This is a genomic window from Calothrix sp. CCY 0018 (genome assembly GCF_963920925.1).
Taxonomy (GTDB): domain Bacteria; phylum Cyanobacteriota; class Cyanobacteriia; order Cyanobacteriales; family Nostocaceae; genus Rivularia.
The window spans coordinates 219430-236365 of sequence record NZ_CAWUDI010000003.1; the positions used below are offsets into that span (position 1 = coordinate 219430).

Genomic DNA, 16936 nt, shown 5'->3' on the forward strand with positions numbered 1-16936 from the left:
AGGAATTGTCCGTCATTTTACCCCAGCTTCATGAGAAATCAATGCAGCCTTATTGTAACCGACATTTTCACATTTCTTAGCTTAATACAGTGACCAGTGAGCAGTTACCAGTGACCAGTTGGGAGTTAAGAGTTCAATATTATCTACCCCTCTACCTCTTCCTCCTCTCTCCTTGTCCCCTTGTCTCCCCATCCCCCCATCTCCCTCTTCCCCCATCTCCCACTCAAATAAATCTGAGTGTAATTTTTACAAATAACTTGGGAATACTATGTATATCTACCAGATTGTAAATTCTCAAGTAAGTTAAGGAATATATTATATGTCAGCATTTGAGCAACTTCAGCCTGCTACTCCTCAACAAGCGAGCGTGTACTTGCCTTACGTTCAAAGTGGTAAGCGGAATTTTCTACCTTATGCTATCGGGCTTTATCGAAAAGGGGTTCTTGAAGGAAATCGTAAAATAGAAAGTAGCGAAAGTATTCCTTTCATAGCGACTTGGAATATTGCCACTCTCCCTTCAGACTTAACTCGTTGTCGAATGCAGTTTGATGGTAATGCCGAACTAAGTTATGAAGTCATGATGGCAAGTTTCGAGTTTATAAATTTTTTAATCGAAATACTTGAAAACTATAAGCGTCAACGCATGACTGATTTCTCTCAATCTTTTTATCGCAAGCTGCTGCGTCTAGAAGATTAATTGTTCTTCAAACATTAGACAGTTACTCGCAGTATAAAAATAACCAGCGATGGGGAAAAGGATTTTATTCTTTTCCTCTAATTTTTATGGAATAGATTTATTACTCAACTATTAACTAATTATAGATAAATTACCAAGAAGGCTTAGTTCGCCTAAAATTAGAGAACGCCCAAACAGTTTTTTTTAGGCTACTAGTAATCAATTGTTCAAATATGGTGCCAAGAGCCAGTTTATTGGCTAATGGTTGAGAAACAAGGGCACTAATCGTTGAAAGTTTTATAAGTTTTATACCGTTGAAATTAGGAGTGCGTGCGTGCCGAAATCCCCTAAGTATTTACTGATTGGGTCAACCGAGGCTTCCAGCGGTAAATCAGCAACTATTTTAGGTTTGTCTAATCAATTACGTCAAGCTGGACTTGATATTGCTTATGGCAAACCTCTTGGTAAGTCTTTGAGAGAATCTGAAGGAAGCTTGATTGAGGAAGATGTTGAATTTATTACCCGAAGCCTCAATCTCCAACCCAACCAAGTTGCACCTACATTACTTGCTTTAAACGAAACTACGCTACAACAACGCCTTTCGGGCAAAGACACAACCGATTATCAGCAGTCCCTTGCAAGTGAATATTTACAAGACAACTTAGGCGATTTAGTTTTGCTTGAAGGCCCAGCTAATTTATCTGAAGGTCATTTATTCGATTTGTCTTTGATGCAAGTCGCTGATGCATTAGATGCTGGGGTTATTCTAGTATTTCGCTATAAATCTTTGCTTTCTATTGAAGCATTATTATTTGCTAAACAGCTGGTTGGGGAACGTTTGATTGGTATTGTCATTAACGATGTGCCAGCAGAGCATTTGCAAGCAGTTAATAATACCATGCGTCCCTTCTTAGAACAGCATGATATACCCGTCTTAGGTATATTGCCCAAAAGCAACTTATTACGCAGTATAACCGTCGGCGAATTAGTTCATCAACTCAATGCTCAAGTTTTATGTCGTGGCGATCGCCTGAATTTATTAGTCGAAAGTCTGGCAATTGGGGCGATGAATGTCAATGCTGCGGTGAAGTATTTTCGCAAACGTCAAAATATGGCAGTAGTTACGGGTGGAGATAGAGTAGAAATTCAGCAGGCTGCTTTGGAAACTTCCACTCAATGCCTGATTCTCACCGGACAATTACCACCTCCATCTTTTATTCTCAATCGTGCTGAAGAATTAGAAGTCCCAATTCTTTCGGTAGATTTAGATACTCTTAGCACTGTAGAAATTATTGAGCGTGCTTTCGGTCAAGTTGGCGTACACGAACCAATTAAAGTCGAATGCGTTGGTCATTTGATGCGAGAACATTTTGACATCAATCGTTTACTAACTTTAATGGATTTGAGTCCGGCAACTACATTATCGTAATCGTAAATAAGAAGATTGCTAATTCCAAAAATGAATAAACCCAGTTTTTACAACTGGGTTTTTCAATATCTCAAATTATTTCATCTAATATCGAATTGCCGTACATCTAAGGATTTTCCTCGATACTAGAAATTTTCACATAATGCATAAAAAGTCCCAATCCCCAACCTGAAATAGGATAAATCGCCCAAAAATCACGGGGAGTTGTGGTTAAATTCAGTACTACTAAGAATGTATTTACTGCCAGAAACGAAATTAAATTAGCTTTGAATCCTCGACGCATAATTTCACGGCGAGCTTGCTTTTCTTTGCTTGCTTTGCTTTGAATTGAGTACTCTTGTTCTGCTGTCTTCAGCAATTGGGCAGAAATTCCTAACTCTGTCGCCATTTCTGAAAGCTGTTTTGAGGAAAATGATTCCTCCTGCTTGCGTGCCATTGCCAACTGAAGAATTTTTTGGACATCATCGGAACTGTAAGTCATCTTAAATATCTCTATCAAGTTATTCATTGGTTTCTGGGTTCAAGCTTCATGCTGACTTGAAAATCAGTAAGGATTGGTAAGCAGCGAACGAAATTGCATAAAAATCCCTATTCCCTATGGCTTATGCTCATTGCCCACCCGCCGACATCAGGTTAGTGTTGGTTTCCTGCTGCAAATCGTCTCGTCGTCAGCATGACTTCAAAATCCCCAACAACTTTCACAGCCAGCAAAATTCCAGTATCTAACTCTTCGTAAAGGCATTCGTTATGAAACACAGTGGGTTGATTGGTGTAACGAAGCAATCGAGCTATTAAACAAAAAATAATATAAAAATTAAACTAAATAATTGTACGCTCTAACCATTAGTAGGTTCCCGACAACTCTTTCACCTGCTAAAATATCTTGGTCGTTTAATAGCAATTAAATTCGTCTTTGAGTCAGTCAACAGACCTAGTAAATAACATTGATACGTTAGCGCAAGAATTGGCGACTATTCAGCAAATGGGTTCCAAGCGAATCGCCGTGCTGGGTTCTCGTCACGTGCCTATTACTCACCAGAATCTAATTGAAATGATGACCTATGCCCTGGTTTTATCGGGGAATAGAGTTATTACCTCTGGTGCTACAGGTACTAATTCAGCAGCTATTAAGGGCGCAATGCGAGCCGATCCTAACTTTCTCACGGTAATTTTACCCCAAAGCTTAGATCGTCAGCCTTTAGAATCGCGCCAGCAATTAGAACAAGTGATGCATCTGGTAGAAAATTCCAGTAACGATCATTTATCGCTTGCTGAAGCGAGTTACATCTGTAACAAAGAGATTATCTCTCGCTGCCAGCAACTTGTATCCTTCGCCTTTCACGATAGTCGCACTTTGCTACAAACGTGTAAGGATGCAGAAGAACAACGAAAAGTGGTAACTTTGTTCTATTTTGATTAATCGGTTCTGCATTCGAGCTGCTTTCTTATTAGTCATTAGTCACTTTTGTCGGGATACAATCCTTCAGTCGTTTAGAAAATGGTGAATGGATGTAATTAGCACGGTTACTAATGACTAGTGATATAAAGCGTGCAGTTGCCTTAATGTAGCGAGAATCAGGAATTTCTGATTTCAAATAGGTCACTTTTTGAGTAAATTGCACTACGAAGTGTAAGAATAACCCGCGCTCAAATGCTTCGCTTCCTCAACCACACAATTTTATACAAATAGAAAACGAATTTTTCCAATATCTATTTATTTATGTTGATGATTGTTTCACAAATGCCCGTATCAGTTTTATTTTTATACTGTATTGCTGTAGCTTTTCTAGAGATTTACTTACCATTTTTGGTAGTCGCCTATGCTCGTTTGAGTATTGGCTATGATTATTCTGCACCGAGGGCTATGTTCGATAAACTTCCACCTTACGGACAACGTGCTACTTGGGCGCATCAAAACTGTTTTGAAGGCTTTATGATTTTCGCTGTTGCGGCTTTAATGGCTTATGTAACCGGCGTTAATTCTCCTGCTTCTGCATACGCCGCATTAACTTTTATTACAGTTCGTTTACTGTATTCAGTCTTTTATATTTTAGATATAGCCCTAGCGCGATCGCTTATGTATGCTGTTGGTTTAGCTTGTTCTTGTACATTATTGGTACTGAGTATAATTCAAGCAAGTTCAAATTAGATAGTAGATAGCAACTAATGACTATTAAAATGTAAAATTACTAATAAAGAAAACTGACAATTTTTTATGGCTTCTACTTATTCTTTTGACGTTGTTAGCGATTTTGATAGACAAGAATTGGTTAACGCTGTAGATCAAGTGACGCGAGAAATTAAAGGTCGTTACGATTTAAAAGATACTAAAACTACAGTGGAATTAGGGGAAGATAGTATCAAAGTAAATACAGATAGCGAGTTTACTTTAGACACTTTAAATACAATATTGCGAGAAAAAGCTGCGAAGCGTAAACTTTCTCAAAAAATCTTTGAATTTGGCGAACCCGAATCCGCTGGTGGCAGTCGAGTTAATCAAGAAATCAAGTTGAAAAAAGGCATTAGTCAAGAGATTGCCAAGAATATTTCTAAAATGATTCGCGATGAATTCAAGAAAATACAGGCATCTATCCAAGGAGATGCAGTAAGAGTTACTAGTAAAAATAAAGATGATTTGCAAACCGTAATGCAGCGGTTGAAAGAAGAAGATTTACCCTGTGCTTTACAGTTTACAAATTATCGTTAGCTAGTAGTTAGTAGTTTAGTAGGTTGGGTTAGTCGCACGAAAAATAATGGTTTTGAACGAAAAATTATTTAAAGCGACGTAACCCAACATCTTTTATTAACACTCGCATTAGAATATCTGAATTTCTTCAAATCGTTAATGTTGGGTTACGACACGAAAATATACATTATCGTTACATATTTAATTGCCTGCTCCTGTCTAACCCAACCTACCAGTACTAGTAGGTTGGGTTAGTCGCACAAAAAATGATGCTTTTTAACGAAATTGATCTTCATCGACGTAACCCAACATCTTTTATTAACACTCGCATTACAATATCTGAATTTCTTCAAATCGTTAATGTTGGGTTACGACACGAAAATATACATTATCGTTACATATTTAATTGTTTGCTCGTGTCTAATCCAACCTACAAATTAATCTTTTTTAAATTAACCGCGAGAAACCATAGCCTTTTGAAATGCCGGACGTTCGGCAAGTTTCTTCATGTAGCTGGTAACGTTTGGATATTCGCTTAAATCCAGCTTGAGCATCATCGGAATATAGTTGAGCATCGAACCGACTGCGACATCAGCAACAGTAAATTCTTCACCCATTAAAAAAGGTTGTTTTCCTAAAATTTGATTCAAAGGATTCATTAGTTTGGGCATTTCTTTCTCTCGGGTAGCTTCAATAAAAACACCAGGTCCTAAAGTAGCATTTGCAAACAAACTCCACTGAGAATAAATACCACGCTCTTCTGGAGAAAGAGATTTTTTACCGTATTTATCGGCAAGATATAGCAATATTGCGCCGGATTCCCAAAGTATGAAATCACCATCTGTAATTGCTGGAACTTTACCCATCGGGTTTATTGTTAAAAATTCCGGCTTGAGATGTTCTCCTGCTTTCATATCCAGCTTGATGAATTCGTAGGGAATTTCGAGTTCTTCTAAATACCAGTGAACAATTGAAGCGCGGCTGAAGGTTCCACCGTAGAGTTTTATCATGGTTTTTGATGGTTGGAGGGAAGGTTTATTTGTATTTTACCTGGCGGTTGAAACCACGGCTACACAGGCGAAACCCACCTGCGTGGGTTATGGATAGTACGATATTCACAATACATTTAACAATGCCTGTTTAAATGCTTTGGCGCTTTTAAAATGAATTTCTGGTTCTTCTACTAAGGCTAAATCAATTATTTCTGCTAATTTTTGCGGAATATTTGGATCGCGATCGCGAATGGGTATTGGTTTATTTCTTAATACCGCTAAAAATATATCATTACCTGTAAAATCGCGGGGGAAACATCCAGTTAACATATAGTACAAAGAAGCCGCAGCCGCCCAAATGTCAACTTCTGGCTTGGCATATTTGAATTCTAATACCTGCTGTCGTGGTATAAATACGGGAGTTCCAACTCTAGATCCAGTTCTAGTTTGACCGCTTAAACCTGCGAAATCGAAAGCTTTTGATAAACCATAATCGCCAATTTTAGCGGTGATTTTACCATCTTGATAAGTTAGGAAAATATTGCCCGGTTTCAAATCGCGATGAACTAAACCTTTACCTTTACCGAAGTTACCATCGCGCAATTTAACATAAGGAATTTCTACATTATGGGAATATTCCAAACCATCAAGTACTTGGAGAATAATTGCAGTAGCAATATCAATCGGTAATTTTCCTTGTTGCTGTCTCATTAAATCTTCAACAGTGCCACCTTGACAATATTCCATTGTGAAGAAGAAAATTCCCTCAGAATAACCATAGTCAATTAAATTCACTACATGAGGATGTCGCAAAACTTTGATATTTTCTGTTTCTCTTAAAAATAAATTTACCGCATATTCGCTAGCAGCAACTTGAGGTAACATTACCTTGAGAGCGATGAACTTTTGTGAATGATTGTGCTGGGCTAAATAAACTTCACCAAATCCACCTTTACCCAAAATTTGGATGATATCGTATCCTTTAATAGCTAATAAATTACTATTTCCTGCTTTTGCTAATCCTAAAAACTTTTTGATATATTCCAATAAATTTGGTGCTTCTGTTGGATTTTTATCAAAATCAATTGTGGCAGGGAAGAAGTTCTTAATTTTTATCTCTTCAGGTTGACTTTCAATACTGACATTAAATACCGTATTACTCAACTTGATTTCATCATTATCTTTTAAATCAAATTCAGGAAAAATTTCGTTTGCTGCTTCATCTGGAGCTTGATTATCTTGTCTTTGACCAATCTTTTTATTGTTTACATAAGTTCCGTTTCTACTGCCAAAATCTCGGATGCGAATATCGGGAGGATTGATATCTAATAAACAGTGATAGCGAGAAATAGTAGAATGATTTTTATCATCTGGTAGTTTGATATTGCAGTCAGATGCTCTACCGATAATACAGCTAGTGCGGGAATCGAAAATGTACTGTCTTCCGGATAATTTTCCTTCGGTAATGGTGAGGGTTACTTTAGCTGACATAGGATATTTGGATGATGATAAATTCTTAATTTATAGCTACAGAATGTTATTAACAATTTTCGCAGATAACTTCTAATTTTGTTAAAATTTTAAGTGTAGTTAAGAATATATTTATGACAATAACGCTCAACCTAACACCAGATATGGAATTATATTTGATTCAAAAAGCAGAACAAAAAGGTATCTCTGTAGAAGATTATACTTTAGAAATTTTAACAGAGTATATTTCAAACGATGATGAATCAAAAGAATCTATATTAAATAGTCTTCGTACTTCATTCCAAGAAGCAAAAGCAGGTAAAACTAAACCAGTCTCACAGCTATGGGATTGGAACGTGACGGTCGAATCAATTTATAATCGTTAATATTGAAAATTTTTGTAACTGTTACACACTAGGGTGTTGACTTTGATAAGATTTTCGCGCTTAAAGTTCAGATAAGTTTTATGTCGGTAAAAATCGCAACATACTTCCCTCACCCCGCCTCCGGCACCCCTCTCCCAAGCTTGGGAGAGGGGAGGGGGAGAGGGATTTATCTTGAATAAGAACACGTTTTTTGCATGATTTTTTACCCCTTAAAAGGACACAGAATTAACACCCTAGACACTTCACAAAGATTAACTAATAAATAATTCTGGAGAAACGTGAAAAAAATCTCCTAAAGTTTCTGTTTGTGTTTTAGTAATTGCGCGTTTACCTTCGATAATTTCCGAGACAATCTCTTTTGAACCGAAAATTTCTACTAGTTCAGATTGTTTAATTTCTCGTGCTTCCATCAAATGTTGAAGAATAATATGAGGTGAAGATTTACCCATTGGATAATTTTTGTTTTCGTATTCTTCTATCAATCTCACCAAAACTTGTAGCAAAGCGGTTTCTTCTTGGGAACGTTTTTTGCAGCCGATTAATCGTTCCGCATCAGCGAGCATACGTTCATATTCTGCTTCTGATGTAATGACTTGTGGTTGATATTCTGCTAAAAGTTTTCCGTAGGTATTTCTATCAAAAGCTAAAGACATTTTTCTGACCTATTATTTCTGAATATAAAATTTTAATTTTAGAGAAAATCATATTGTAAAAGCGAGTCAACTTTCAAAAGTAAGGATTATTTTTACATCTATAGCAGTTGTTCAAATTCTTCTTCGGTAATACCTAACTGCTTCAAAATTTCATAAAACAACCAACTACCAATTTCAGATTTACCATGAATCGGGATTGTAGTTGCTCGTCCATCGGGATGTTTCCAACGAGCATGACTACCCTTTTGTCGAGCTTTTTCAAACCCAAGTTTTTGGGCTACTTTTTCTAAATCTTTTGCTCTAGCTGGCATTAGCAATTACCAATTCAACATCTTTAGGTAAAAAACGCCCTTCTTCTGCATACTCTTCTTGTATTATTTCAAAAACATTGACGAGTTCAGCACGAGCTTCATCTAAAGTTTGTCCCCAAGCATGACAACCGGAAATTGCTGGAATGTAAGCAACAAAAGTGTCATTGTCATCAGGACGGATAACAATTGTATAGTCTTTCAAAGATTTCATAAAACTGAGGTAATTAAGTTTTATCAATAATGTTTGTATTGTAATACTTAAATTTGTTCGCAGTTGTTAAAATATCCAAAAAAAATCGACCGCCTAACGGCGGGGGTAAGGGTAAAAAAGAAAGGATAGAGGGGAAAAGGGGAAAAGAGAAAAGGGCTATTTAAGTCCTCCCAACCCCGCAGACAACACGAAAACCAACATTGAGGCTGACGTTGCCGCGCGTAAAAGAGTAGTCGCGAGACGCGGAACGGCAGAACTCAGGATCGTCGTTCCAGGAACCGCCCCGCAGACAAACAAAACCAGTTTTTTGAGAAATATTATCATTATCATCAAACCAAGCACTACCATCAGTCGGCGCACCCTGATAATTATCGTGCCAATCATCAAGACACCATTCCCAGACATTGCCGTGCATATCGTACAATCCAAAGGAATTAGCAGGGAAAGGGAAAGTTCCTACATCTGTAGTTTGTTCTCTAAATGCACCTTTAAAACCATTGCCGTAATTGCCTCGGTATAATTTCCATAGGTAATCAACGTCTGTCCCTCTAAAATTAGCTAGATCGGTGGTAATGGTTTCGCCAAAATGGAACGGAGTAGTTGTACCAGCGCGACAAGCGTATTCCCATTCTGCTTCGCTGGGTAATCGATATTGTTTTCCTGTGAGTTTGGATAACTCTTCGCAAAATTCAACTGCATCATACCAAGTAACTCGTTCAACTGGTCGCTTTTTACCTTGGAAATGGGAAGGATTTTTACCTGTAATTACTTGATACTGTTCCTGGGTAACTTGGTATTTACCCATGAAAAATTGTTGAATATTTACTTTGTGTTGGGGATGTTCGTTATCTCTACTTGCCTCTTCATTCCTTGGCGCACCCATCATAAAGCTACCACCAGAAATTGATACCATTTCTAGAGTTATACCATTACCTAAGTCTTCTATAAAGGCTTCAGCTTGCCCAGGATATTTAGTAATTTTGAGATTTTTATCTATTTTGGCGTACTCAAATTTGAATTTCTGAGTCGGAATTGAAAATTTAACCTGAGTTGGCATTACCAACTCTAACCACTCCCGCACCGTCTGAGTTCTTTCATGCGGTTCCAACCCCATCCCTTTGATAATCGCATCATTCACCCTGTCACTAATATTAGGATTTCGCTGCTGTGGTGACGGTAAAGGAATACCAGTTTTACGAAAGTTTGCAGGTAGGGGAGTTTCACCAGTCACAAGAGCATACAAAGTCGCAGCTAAAGCATAAACATCTGTATAAGTACCAAATTTACCCCGTCTTTCATACTGTTCAATCGGTGCATAACCTTCCGTTTTAGAATTAGTCATGCTTCCGGTTTTATTTAAGTCAAATTCCCGCGCTAAACCAAAGTCAATTAATACCGCTTCTTGCTGACTGTGACGCAAAACGATATTATTCGGTTTGACATCCCGATGCAACATTCCTTGCTGATGGATGTATTCTAAAGCTGTTCCAACTTGGTTAATATACCCCAAGGCTTGTGCTTCCGATAATTTACCGCGTTGGTTAATGTATACGGCTAAATCTTCACCTGAAATATATTCCATTACCATTCCCCAAAGTCCGTTTTCGTTAATCACTTCATGAACTTTGACAATGTGGGGATGGCTGCACTGTACTAAACGAAAAGCTTCTTGAACGAACTTTACCTGCTGTTGTTCAAAATCTAATTTACTTTGATGAATCGGATTAAGAGTTTTTATCGCAACAATATTATTTGTGTTTCTATCTATAGCGCTGTAGGTGACACCAAAACCACCACCACCTAATACTTTCTGAATTGTGAATTTACCGTTTTGTAATTGTTGTTTGGGTGTCCAGAGTTGCATTTTCCTATGAGGATGGTTTTACATCTTTTGGTTTCTTTTATATTTATTACAGGAAAATTGCGGATTATTTCGTGAAGAATATGTTTATTTTTGCGGGGAGTTTAATATTTACAGCGGTTTACAAGGAAATTAGCTACAAGACGATATTTTAAAACTCTTGTGGTACGGGTATTCACATTTATCGATTGGTGAGTGACGGTAAAACCAATTTATTGTGTTATTTTCGGAAATTTATCGTAACCGTCACACATTAGAATGTTGACTTTGATAGGATTTTTCCCTTTTTTATTCATACAACTTTTAAGTTGATCACAACCATAATCTTTCTCCCTCACCCCGCCTCCGGCTCCCCTCTCCCAAGCTTGGGAGAGGGGTTGGGGGAGAGGGCAAATTGGAAGACAAGGAATGAGGAATTACCTATTCTCCATCCCCAATTCCCAACTACAAAACCTTATGAGTATGGGAATGCTGTTTCACGTTGTCGTCTTTATTAACTACTCGTTGAGCGTTCAATACTCGCTTTTTCTCAATAGAATATTCAAATTCGCTGTAGGTTTTACCTAAAGCAATCAAAGATTGTGCTTCTTCTTTGCGCTTATAGGTACGTGCTGCTGCAAATGCTCTTTCGCCAAAGTCGCTGACTATTTGGGCGGAATTATCTAATTCTGGTGGTTTGTGGGCTGTTTCTCCATCGAAAACTTTTCCTAATGTGGTGGCGACGGCTGATTTATAGGATGTGGGAAGCCCTTTGAAGAGTGATTCTAAAGATGCGCTAGGAATGGGTTCGATTACATCAACTTGATGCACTTCGCCTTCTTCTTTGATAAAACAGGTTGCTAAACCGATGACTATGTAATCATCTGCGGCTAAATCGGGAGCGTCGGGATAAGAAATCGTATTTACCATTTGATTACCTGAAATCAGTGAGCAGTTAGCAGTTGAAGGCATTTTACCAGTTGCCAAGCTGTTGAAGGTGGCGATCGCTTTAAATTGCAATCATTTGTTATTTTCTGGAATTAACTGCGAAGCTTTGGTATCTATTACTAATTCCTAAGCAGACAGTGTAATTACTCGCTCGGATGCTGGAATTAATGGATGATGAATCCTAACACAGGGGCACACCGAAAGCGGACGTACTAACCAACTCAGGCAAGGATGATATGAAGATTCACTTATTTTCAACATTCGGTGACAAGCAAAATAATATCGGCAAACGCGATGCTGCGAGATTTACTGCTGATGAACACAGCTATGAGGATAGTAGTTGTCAATTATACGCTTATGAAGACAAAGATTTACGCTCCTGTGCTTCAAAATCCGCTAAAACTGGCGATTTTAATTTTGCGATCGCAGCTTTGAATCAGTTGATTGAGCGCAATCCCGATAATGCCATTGATTACAATAACCGGGGTTTGGTTTATTTCCAAAGTGGTGAAGAACAAAAAGCGGTTCGCGATTTTAATAAAGCGATCCAAATAAATCCCCGATTAGCTAGTGCTTATAATAACAGAGCTAATTATTACGCCGGTATTAATGATTTAGAAGCAGCTTTGGCAGATTATGAAAAAGCTTTAGACTTAAATCCTACTCACGTTAGAGCCTGGATTAACCGAGGTATAACTTTGCGCGAACTCGGAGAATATAACGAAGCGATCGATAATTTTGAAACGGCGCTATTTTTCGGAAAATTAGAAAGCTATATTTTGGCTGAAAAAGGCAGAACTTATCATGCATGGGGCGATTGGAATATGGCGATCGCCGACTATAATCGTGCTTTGAAAAAACTATCAACTCACGCAGCTGGAAATCATAACCAAACTCTGCGTCTACGCTTACAAGTGGAAAATTGGTTAAATGAATTACTGCTTCCCATGCATCCTGAATGGAAGATTGGCGAATAAAACAGCAAAAAAATTAATTTATTATTGCAGATTTTTAACTTTGCTAATAGCTAATAGATGATAACTTAAGGGTAAATAATCTTACAGGATTACCAATTATTTATTAACTATTAGCTGTTAGCTTTATATCTTTAAAAGGAACACTTATATACAGGCAAAGAGGAATAGTACTTATTCTACGCAAAAATAATATTTCCTCGAAAAATTAGGGTGTAGACTCTTTAATTTCAGCCGCTGTTGTATTGTTAGTCAATACAATTTGTTTTTGATTACGGGGTATCCGATTTCCATACTGCTGCATAATACTATTAGCTTGACGGGAATCAAAAGTATTATCAAATTCTGCCCTTAGATTATTGACACGTTCTTGAGCGGTTTTAACTTCAGTGCGTACTTCTCGTAACTTTTCTTGTGCCGACCAGTGATGGGGCAAAAGTTGAGTTAAAGCAGATATTGCCGCTGCGGAAATTGCCAAGTTAACCCCTATTTTAACTGTTGTTTCCAGCGCCATTATTTGGTAAGAACGTTGGCGTAAACGACGCTTTGGTCGAGGAACATTCCGTTTAGGCTGCCGTATCGGTTGAGCTTCCTCTCTCGTCGGTTGAATTGCGTTCATAATTGACTCAATCTCCTCAAAAAACGGGTACGAAGGTAAATATCTAAGAACCAGCTATTTACTGTTTTTATTTGCTGCCATCTTACTTCATTTTTCTCAAAGTGCTACACGTAGGGAAAAAGCGAAAAAAATAACCCCAGCAATTCTAAGTGTTTTCTTCTAAGTAACTTACAGTAAATAGCTACAAGTTTCCGGAAGAGATACTTAGGATTGCCAGGATTACAAACTCTACAATTGTTTGAAGAAATAAAAAATTATTTACTTAAGGATCTACTTGTAGAGTTCAGTTGCCAAACGCCAAGCCAAAAGACCTGGAATTAAAGCCACAACTAAAGCGATATAAACTTGAGTGTCTGAAATAGGCATATTAGAAATCTCCTAATCTTACTGAACGACAGAATACTTCATTTTCTACTTTTCACTGTTTTACCCGAATTGGGAAATAAGTTGTTACAAGATGCAACAATTGAAGGGGGAATTTGGGATTGGGGGTAGAAAATTATTAACTTCTAACTCCTAACTTCTAACTTTGTATTGTTAATTGTTAATTGTTAATTGTTAATTGATTAAATGTATTTAGGAATAGATTTCGGGACTTCTGGTGCTAGAGGTGTGGCGATCGCCTCTGCTGGAAATATTGTAGGGGAGGTACGATATCCGTTTGAGATGTCGTTGGATACCAATTTAATCAATTGTTGGCAAACTGCTTTATTTAGCCTTTTAGGGCAACTTAGCAGGGAATTACGGGGAGAAATTACCCGCATTGCTATTAACGGAACTTCCTCAACTGTTTTATTGTGCGATGCTGCGGGGAATCCTGTTGATGCTCCTTTGCTTTACAACGATGCGCGAGGAGCGGGGATGCGCGAACAATTGAAAAATGTTGCTCCACCGAACCATACTGTATTAAGCGCTACCTCAAGCTTGGTAAAACTGTTATGGATGATGCAGTTACCTTCTTTTACAAAAGCTGAGTATTTTTTACATCAAGCAGATTGGTTGGGGTTTCTTTTGCACGGCAAGTTGGGTGTCAGCGACTATCACAATGCTTTGAAATTAGGTTACGACGTGGAAGCATTGCAATATCCAGAATGGATCAACAGATTACAAATATCAATTCAACTACCAAAAGTAGTAATTCCGGGAAATCCCATAGGGGAATTGCGTTCGGATATTGCTGCTAAATATAACTTTCCTAAAAATTGTTTAGTGTGTGCGGGTACTACTGATAGTATTGCTGCATTTATTGCTAGTGGAGCAAATTCTCCCGGTGAAGCGGTGACTTCTTTGGGTTCTACATTAGTTTTAAAGTTGTTAAGTCGCACTCGTGTAGATAATTCTCAATACGGGATTTATAGCCATCGTTTCGGGGATTTGTGGTTAACTGGGGGAGCTTCTAATACGGGAGGTGCTGTATTAAAAGAATATTTTACAAGCGAGGAATTAGAAAATCTTAGTCGTGAAATAGATATAACTAAATCCAGCGAATTGGATTATTATCCTTTATTGGAATCTGGAGAGCGTTTTCCAATTAATGACCCCAATTTACCACCTAAATTAGAACCACGCCCCAATAATTCCGTTGATTTTTTGCATGGTTTGTTGGAAAGTATGGCTCGAATTGAAACGCGGGGATACAGGTTATTGCAAGACTTTGGTGCAGATAAATTGACTCGCGTTTATACTGCTGGCGGTGGTGCGAAAAATAGAGTTTGGAGTGAAATTAGGAAGCAATATTTAGGAGTTCCGGTAGTTTCTTCGGTAAATACTGAAGCTGCTTATGGTAGCGCTTTGTTAGCGATGCGAGGACTTTACAGTTAGCAGTTAACAGTTAAGAGTCAGCAGTTAATAGCAAATGGGTAATGGGAATAAGAGTTAACATTAATCAATAGTATAAATTTAATCACAAAGTTATTTTCATTTTTTAGGATAAGATTCGTATAAACTGTACACTGCTCACTGTTAACTGTTCACTGTTAATATTTTAAAGGTATTTTCAAGAATTTAGATATAGTTTTGGCAATTGCAAAAGATTTTTCAGGTGTTGCGAAATAACCTATATCAAGATATCTCTTTGATTTAAAATGTATTCTTACTCTGTAATTTTGATCGTCATCGCTATTAAAATTAATTCTTTTGATGCTGATAAAGATAACGTTATTTAACGAATGTTTATATCTATAGACATGATTGTTGAATAACTTTCGACGCTCGTGAATAATTTTATTTGCGCTAAGATTGATTTTAAAATAATTTGATTCGTTGGTATTAAAGCGGATTAAAAGTATCCCAGGTATCAATAATATAAAAGTAAATGCTACTAAAATTAACTTGAATTTTAAATCATTTGAGCCAGATATCACCCAGAAAAATCCCGCCATCAAAAATAAATTTATCAGCAGCAAGCGATAAGAGAATTTTCTTTGATTTCTGACTTCTTTTAAATCGCTTAATACGAGTAGACTAACCGTTTTTTTTACAACTTTCATTGACAATTAGCCTGTTTCTGCTCAAAAGTATCTTTTTTGAGTCAACTGTTACCTTTCAAAATAATACCTAAAAATATCAGCTTAATTTGATACTGGCAATACGTAACCTATATTTTTCTGTCTCAGGCTTGTAGTTGCGCTTCAGCGCCTCTTATCCGGAAGCGCTGAAGCGCAACTACGAACCTTTTTAAGTATTTATCCAACACTTCAAAGCCAACAAACCCGCACCATAAACAGCTTCAAACCTCGGAAAAATAACCTTAATCTGGGGATTAATACAACTTACAAACCTCTCCCACATTTTAGATTTACTTTTCCAAACACTTCCCGTAGTTACAACTTCTACAAATTCCCCTTCAACAAAAATCTCATTAATAACTGTCACCGTAGCTTTCACCAACTCATTGACAGCATCATCAATAATGTTATTCGCAACTTCATCACCTAAAAATGCTGCATTATCAACAATTGGAGCTAAAGCAGCTATTTCCTTTACACCCAACCCGCTTCGATAAATAACTTCAATTAATTCTTCTATATTATTTAAATCAAAATAACTTTTAAAATCTTCAATCAAACTTGTATAAACTAACCTTCCATCATGAGCTTTCAAAGCCGCTTGCATTCCTGCAACAGCGATTTTATAAGCTCCACCTTCATCACCTAAAATATATCCACAACCACCGACTCTTTTAGTTTCTCCTTGATAATTTCTACCGAAAACTATCGATCCCGTACCCGCAGCAACTACAATTCCCACATCATTACCAATTCCACCCACTAAAGCAATTAATGCATCGTGAGAAATGATTATATTTTGCGGTTCTATATTGCGAATTATAGGAATATCTTTAACTATATTTTTAACAACTTCTATATCTTTGGAACGCCCTACACCAGCGAGTCCTAAACAAATTGCATCTATGTTAATGTTTTTATATTGAATAAGTGCTGTATTAATTGCAGATTCTATAGAATATTTTGCAGCTTCGATTCCCACGCTTTGATAATTTGAAGAACCAGCTTTACCGCGTCCCAAAATTTCACGTTTATCGTTCATTAAAACGCAAACTGTTTTACTTCCACCACCATCTATTCCTAGAACGTAAGACATTTGATTTTGAATAATTAAGCTATTAAATAAACTTGAAACCTCACCCTCGTTCCCTCTCCTTATTAAGGAGAGGGATGTCCATTAGCGTAGCGTGTCCGTTAGGACATTAGGACAGGGTGAGGTTAAAAACTAAGGTTA

General features: G+C 37.4%; 22 protein-coding genes. 9 read left to right on the forward strand and 13 right to left on the reverse strand.

The features are described 5' to 3' along the window. Nucleotides 1-319 precede the first annotated feature (319 nt). Both ebsA and ACM03V_RS03610 read left to right on the forward strand, forming a co-directional pair. Nucleotides 320-697: a type IV pilus biogenesis protein EbsA gene (gene ebsA / locus ACM03V_RS03605; RefSeq protein ID WP_414619382.1), complete on the forward strand. Its 378-nt coding sequence runs from the start codon at nucleotides 320-322 to the stop codon at nucleotides 695-697. 313 nt (nucleotides 698-1010) lie between these two features. Next, nucleotides 1011-2105 (forward strand): phosphotransacetylase family protein, encoded by a 1095-nt coding sequence (locus ACM03V_RS03610; RefSeq protein WP_414619383.1) that lies wholly within the window; start codon nucleotides 1011-1013, stop codon nucleotides 2103-2105. Nucleotides 2106-2211: 106 nt separating this feature from the next. On the opposite strand, the gene ACM03V_RS03615 is transcribed toward ACM03V_RS03610, so the two are convergent. After that, on the reverse strand, nucleotides 2212-2613 hold the full coding sequence (locus tag ACM03V_RS03615; protein ID WP_414619384.1) for a 2TM domain-containing protein: 402 nt from the start codon (nucleotides 2611-2613) through the stop codon (nucleotides 2212-2214). A 125-nt stretch (nucleotides 2614-2738) separates the two neighbouring features. Further along, nucleotides 2739-2861, reverse strand: coding sequence for a hypothetical protein (locus ACM03V_RS03620; RefSeq protein WP_414619385.1), 123 nt, complete (start codon nucleotides 2859-2861; stop codon nucleotides 2739-2741). On the opposite strand from ACM03V_RS03620, the gene ACM03V_RS03625 reads away from it, so the two are divergent. The 4 genes from ACM03V_RS03625 (at nucleotide 2846) to ACM03V_RS03640 (ending at nucleotide 4812) form a co-directional block, all read left to right on the forward strand. After that, nucleotides 2846-2911 carry a hypothetical protein gene (locus tag ACM03V_RS03625; protein WP_414619420.1) on the forward strand — a complete coding sequence of 22 codons (66 nt, stop codon included), beginning with the start codon at nucleotides 2846-2848 and terminating at the stop codon, nucleotides 2909-2911. The genes ACM03V_RS03620 and ACM03V_RS03625 overlap by 16 nt on opposite strands. Before the next feature lie 107 nt (nucleotides 2912-3018). Beyond that, nucleotides 3019-3525 (forward strand): DNA recombination-mediator protein A, encoded by a 507-nt coding sequence (locus ACM03V_RS03630; protein ID WP_414619386.1) that lies wholly within the window; start codon nucleotides 3019-3021, stop codon nucleotides 3523-3525. 306 nt (nucleotides 3526-3831) lie between these two features. After that, complete coding sequence (locus ACM03V_RS03635; RefSeq protein WP_414619387.1) at nucleotides 3832-4254, forward strand: MAPEG family protein; 423 nt, start codon at nucleotides 3832-3834, stop codon at nucleotides 4252-4254. Between the two features lie 66 nt (nucleotides 4255-4320). Further along, on the forward strand, nucleotides 4321-4812 hold the full coding sequence (locus ACM03V_RS03640) for a YajQ family cyclic di-GMP-binding protein (protein ID WP_414619388.1): 492 nt from the start codon (nucleotides 4321-4323) through the stop codon (nucleotides 4810-4812). 431 nt (nucleotides 4813-5243) lie between these two features. On the opposite strand, the gene ACM03V_RS03645 is transcribed toward ACM03V_RS03640, so the two are convergent. Together ACM03V_RS03645 and ACM03V_RS03650 are read right to left on the reverse strand one after the other, a co-directional pair. Further along, a complete protein-coding gene (locus ACM03V_RS03645; RefSeq protein ID WP_414619389.1) occupies nucleotides 5244-5801 on the reverse strand; it encodes a glutathione S-transferase family protein in 558 nt (185 codons plus the stop codon). Between the two features lie 105 nt (nucleotides 5802-5906). Next, nucleotides 5907-7274, reverse strand: a complete 1368-nt coding sequence (locus ACM03V_RS03650; RefSeq protein WP_414619390.1) for a protein kinase domain-containing protein — start codon at nucleotides 7272-7274, stop codon at nucleotides 5907-5909. Nucleotides 7275-7387: 113 nt separating this feature from the next. On the opposite strand from ACM03V_RS03650, the gene ACM03V_RS03655 reads away from it, so the two are divergent. Next, nucleotides 7388-7639: a hypothetical protein gene (locus tag ACM03V_RS03655; protein WP_414619391.1), complete on the forward strand. Its 252-nt coding sequence runs from the start codon at nucleotides 7388-7390 to the stop codon at nucleotides 7637-7639. Between the two features lie 251 nt (nucleotides 7640-7890). Here the strand turns inward: ACM03V_RS03655 and ACM03V_RS03660 are convergent, their stop codons facing one another. The 5 genes from ACM03V_RS03660 to ACM03V_RS03680 form a co-directional block, all read right to left on the reverse strand. Continuing rightward, nucleotides 7891-8292, reverse strand: a complete 402-nt coding sequence (locus ACM03V_RS03660; protein ID WP_414619392.1) for a helix-turn-helix domain-containing protein — start codon at nucleotides 8290-8292, stop codon at nucleotides 7891-7893. Nucleotides 8293-8390: 98 nt separating this feature from the next. Next, nucleotides 8391-8603 carry a type II toxin-antitoxin system HicA family toxin gene (locus ACM03V_RS03665; RefSeq protein ID WP_414619393.1) on the reverse strand — a complete coding sequence of 71 codons (213 nt, stop codon included), beginning with the start codon at nucleotides 8601-8603 and terminating at the stop codon, nucleotides 8391-8393. Next, nucleotides 8593-8814: a type II toxin-antitoxin system HicB family antitoxin gene (locus ACM03V_RS03670; RefSeq protein ID WP_414619394.1), complete on the reverse strand. Its 222-nt coding sequence runs from the start codon at nucleotides 8812-8814 to the stop codon at nucleotides 8593-8595. Before ACM03V_RS03670 ends, ACM03V_RS03665 begins: the two co-directional genes overlap by 11 nt. Before the next feature lie 160 nt (nucleotides 8815-8974). Next, entirely contained in the window at nucleotides 8975-10678 is a 1704-nt protein-coding gene (locus ACM03V_RS03675; protein ID WP_414619395.1) for an SUMF1/EgtB/PvdO family nonheme iron enzyme, read from the reverse strand. Nucleotides 10679-11119: 441 nt separating this feature from the next. Further along, a complete protein-coding gene (locus ACM03V_RS03680) occupies nucleotides 11120-11584 on the reverse strand; it encodes a hypothetical protein (protein WP_414619421.1) in 465 nt (154 codons plus the stop codon). 254 nt (nucleotides 11585-11838) lie between these two features. On the opposite strand from ACM03V_RS03680, the gene ACM03V_RS03685 reads away from it, so the two are divergent. Further along, complete coding sequence (locus ACM03V_RS03685; RefSeq protein WP_414619396.1) at nucleotides 11839-12579, forward strand: tetratricopeptide repeat protein; 741 nt, start codon at nucleotides 11839-11841, stop codon at nucleotides 12577-12579. A 205-nt stretch (nucleotides 12580-12784) separates the two neighbouring features. Here the strand turns inward: ACM03V_RS03685 and ACM03V_RS03690 are convergent, their stop codons facing one another. Together ACM03V_RS03690 and psaM are read right to left on the reverse strand one after the other, a co-directional pair. Continuing rightward, the gene (locus ACM03V_RS03690) at nucleotides 12785-13195 is read right to left on the reverse strand and encodes a hypothetical protein (RefSeq protein WP_414619397.1); all 411 of its coding nucleotides are present in this window, start codon (nucleotides 13193-13195) and stop codon (nucleotides 12785-12787) included. A 270-nt stretch (nucleotides 13196-13465) separates the two neighbouring features. Then, on the reverse strand, nucleotides 13466-13561 hold the full coding sequence (psaM, locus tag ACM03V_RS03695) for a photosystem I reaction center subunit XII (RefSeq protein ID WP_193894758.1): 96 nt from the start codon (nucleotides 13559-13561) through the stop codon (nucleotides 13466-13468). Between the two features lie 204 nt (nucleotides 13562-13765). Here psaM and ACM03V_RS03700 point away from each other — a divergent pair, with 204 nt between their 5' ends. Beyond that, nucleotides 13766-15016 carry an FGGY-family carbohydrate kinase gene (locus tag ACM03V_RS03700; protein WP_414619398.1) on the forward strand — a complete coding sequence of 417 codons (1251 nt, stop codon included), beginning with the start codon at nucleotides 13766-13768 and terminating at the stop codon, nucleotides 15014-15016. Nucleotides 15017-15171: 155 nt separating this feature from the next. On the opposite strand, the gene ACM03V_RS03705 is transcribed toward ACM03V_RS03700, so the two are convergent. Both ACM03V_RS03705 and ACM03V_RS03710 read right to left on the reverse strand, forming a co-directional pair. Beyond that, nucleotides 15172-15684 carry a hypothetical protein gene (locus ACM03V_RS03705; protein ID WP_414619399.1) on the reverse strand — a complete coding sequence of 171 codons (513 nt, stop codon included), beginning with the start codon at nucleotides 15682-15684 and terminating at the stop codon, nucleotides 15172-15174. A gap of 187 nt (nucleotides 15685-15871) precedes the next feature. Further along, on the reverse strand, nucleotides 15872-16798 hold the full coding sequence (locus tag ACM03V_RS03710; protein ID WP_414619400.1) for an N-acetylglucosamine kinase: 927 nt from the start codon (nucleotides 16796-16798) through the stop codon (nucleotides 15872-15874). Nucleotides 16799-16936: the final 138 nt, after the last annotated feature.

Coding starts and splice junctions, on each gene's coding strand:
- ebsA (WP_414619382.1), top strand. CDS start 320: ATGTCAGCATTTGAGCAACTTCAGCCTGCTACTCCTCAACAAGCGAGC.
- ACM03V_RS03675 (WP_414619395.1), bottom strand. CDS start 10,678: ATGCAACTCTGGACACCCAAACAACAATTACAAAACGGTAAATTCACA.
- ACM03V_RS03670 (WP_414619394.1), bottom strand. CDS start 8,814: ATGAAATCTTTGAAAGACTATACAATTGTTATCCGTCCTGATGACAAT.
- ACM03V_RS03680 (WP_414619421.1), bottom strand. CDS start 11,584: ATGGTAAATACGATTTCTTATCCCGACGCTCCCGATTTAGCCGCAGAT.
- ACM03V_RS03665 (WP_414619393.1), bottom strand. CDS start 8,603: ATGCCAGCTAGAGCAAAAGATTTAGAAAAAGTAGCCCAAAAACTTGGG.
- ACM03V_RS03635 (WP_414619387.1), top strand. CDS start 3,832: ATGATTGTTTCACAAATGCCCGTATCAGTTTTATTTTTATACTGTATT.
- ACM03V_RS03645 (WP_414619389.1), bottom strand. CDS start 5,801: ATGATAAAACTCTACGGTGGAACCTTCAGCCGCGCTTCAATTGTTCAC.
- psaM (WP_193894758.1), bottom strand. CDS start 13,561: ATGCCTATTTCAGACACTCAAGTTTATATCGCTTTAGTTGTGGCTTTA.
- ACM03V_RS03710 (WP_414619400.1), bottom strand. CDS start 16,798: ATGTCTTACGTTCTAGGAATAGATGGTGGTGGAAGTAAAACAGTTTGC.
- ACM03V_RS03685 (WP_414619396.1), top strand. CDS start 11,839: ATGAAGATTCACTTATTTTCAACATTCGGTGACAAGCAAAATAATATC.
- ACM03V_RS03700 (WP_414619398.1), top strand. CDS start 13,766: ATGTATTTAGGAATAGATTTCGGGACTTCTGGTGCTAGAGGTGTGGCG.
- ACM03V_RS03655 (WP_414619391.1), top strand. CDS start 7,388: ATGACAATAACGCTCAACCTAACACCAGATATGGAATTATATTTGATT.
- ACM03V_RS03640 (WP_414619388.1), top strand. CDS start 4,321: ATGGCTTCTACTTATTCTTTTGACGTTGTTAGCGATTTTGATAGACAA.
- ACM03V_RS03690 (WP_414619397.1), bottom strand. CDS start 13,195: ATGAACGCAATTCAACCGACGAGAGAGGAAGCTCAACCGATACGGCAG.
- ACM03V_RS03650 (WP_414619390.1), bottom strand. CDS start 7,274: ATGTCAGCTAAAGTAACCCTCACCATTACCGAAGGAAAATTATCCGGA.
- ACM03V_RS03705 (WP_414619399.1), bottom strand. CDS start 15,684: ATGAAAGTTGTAAAAAAAACGGTTAGTCTACTCGTATTAAGCGATTTA.
- ACM03V_RS03615 (WP_414619384.1), bottom strand. CDS start 2,613: ATGAATAACTTGATAGAGATATTTAAGATGACTTACAGTTCCGATGAT.
- ACM03V_RS03660 (WP_414619392.1), bottom strand. CDS start 8,292: ATGTCTTTAGCTTTTGATAGAAATACCTACGGAAAACTTTTAGCAGAA.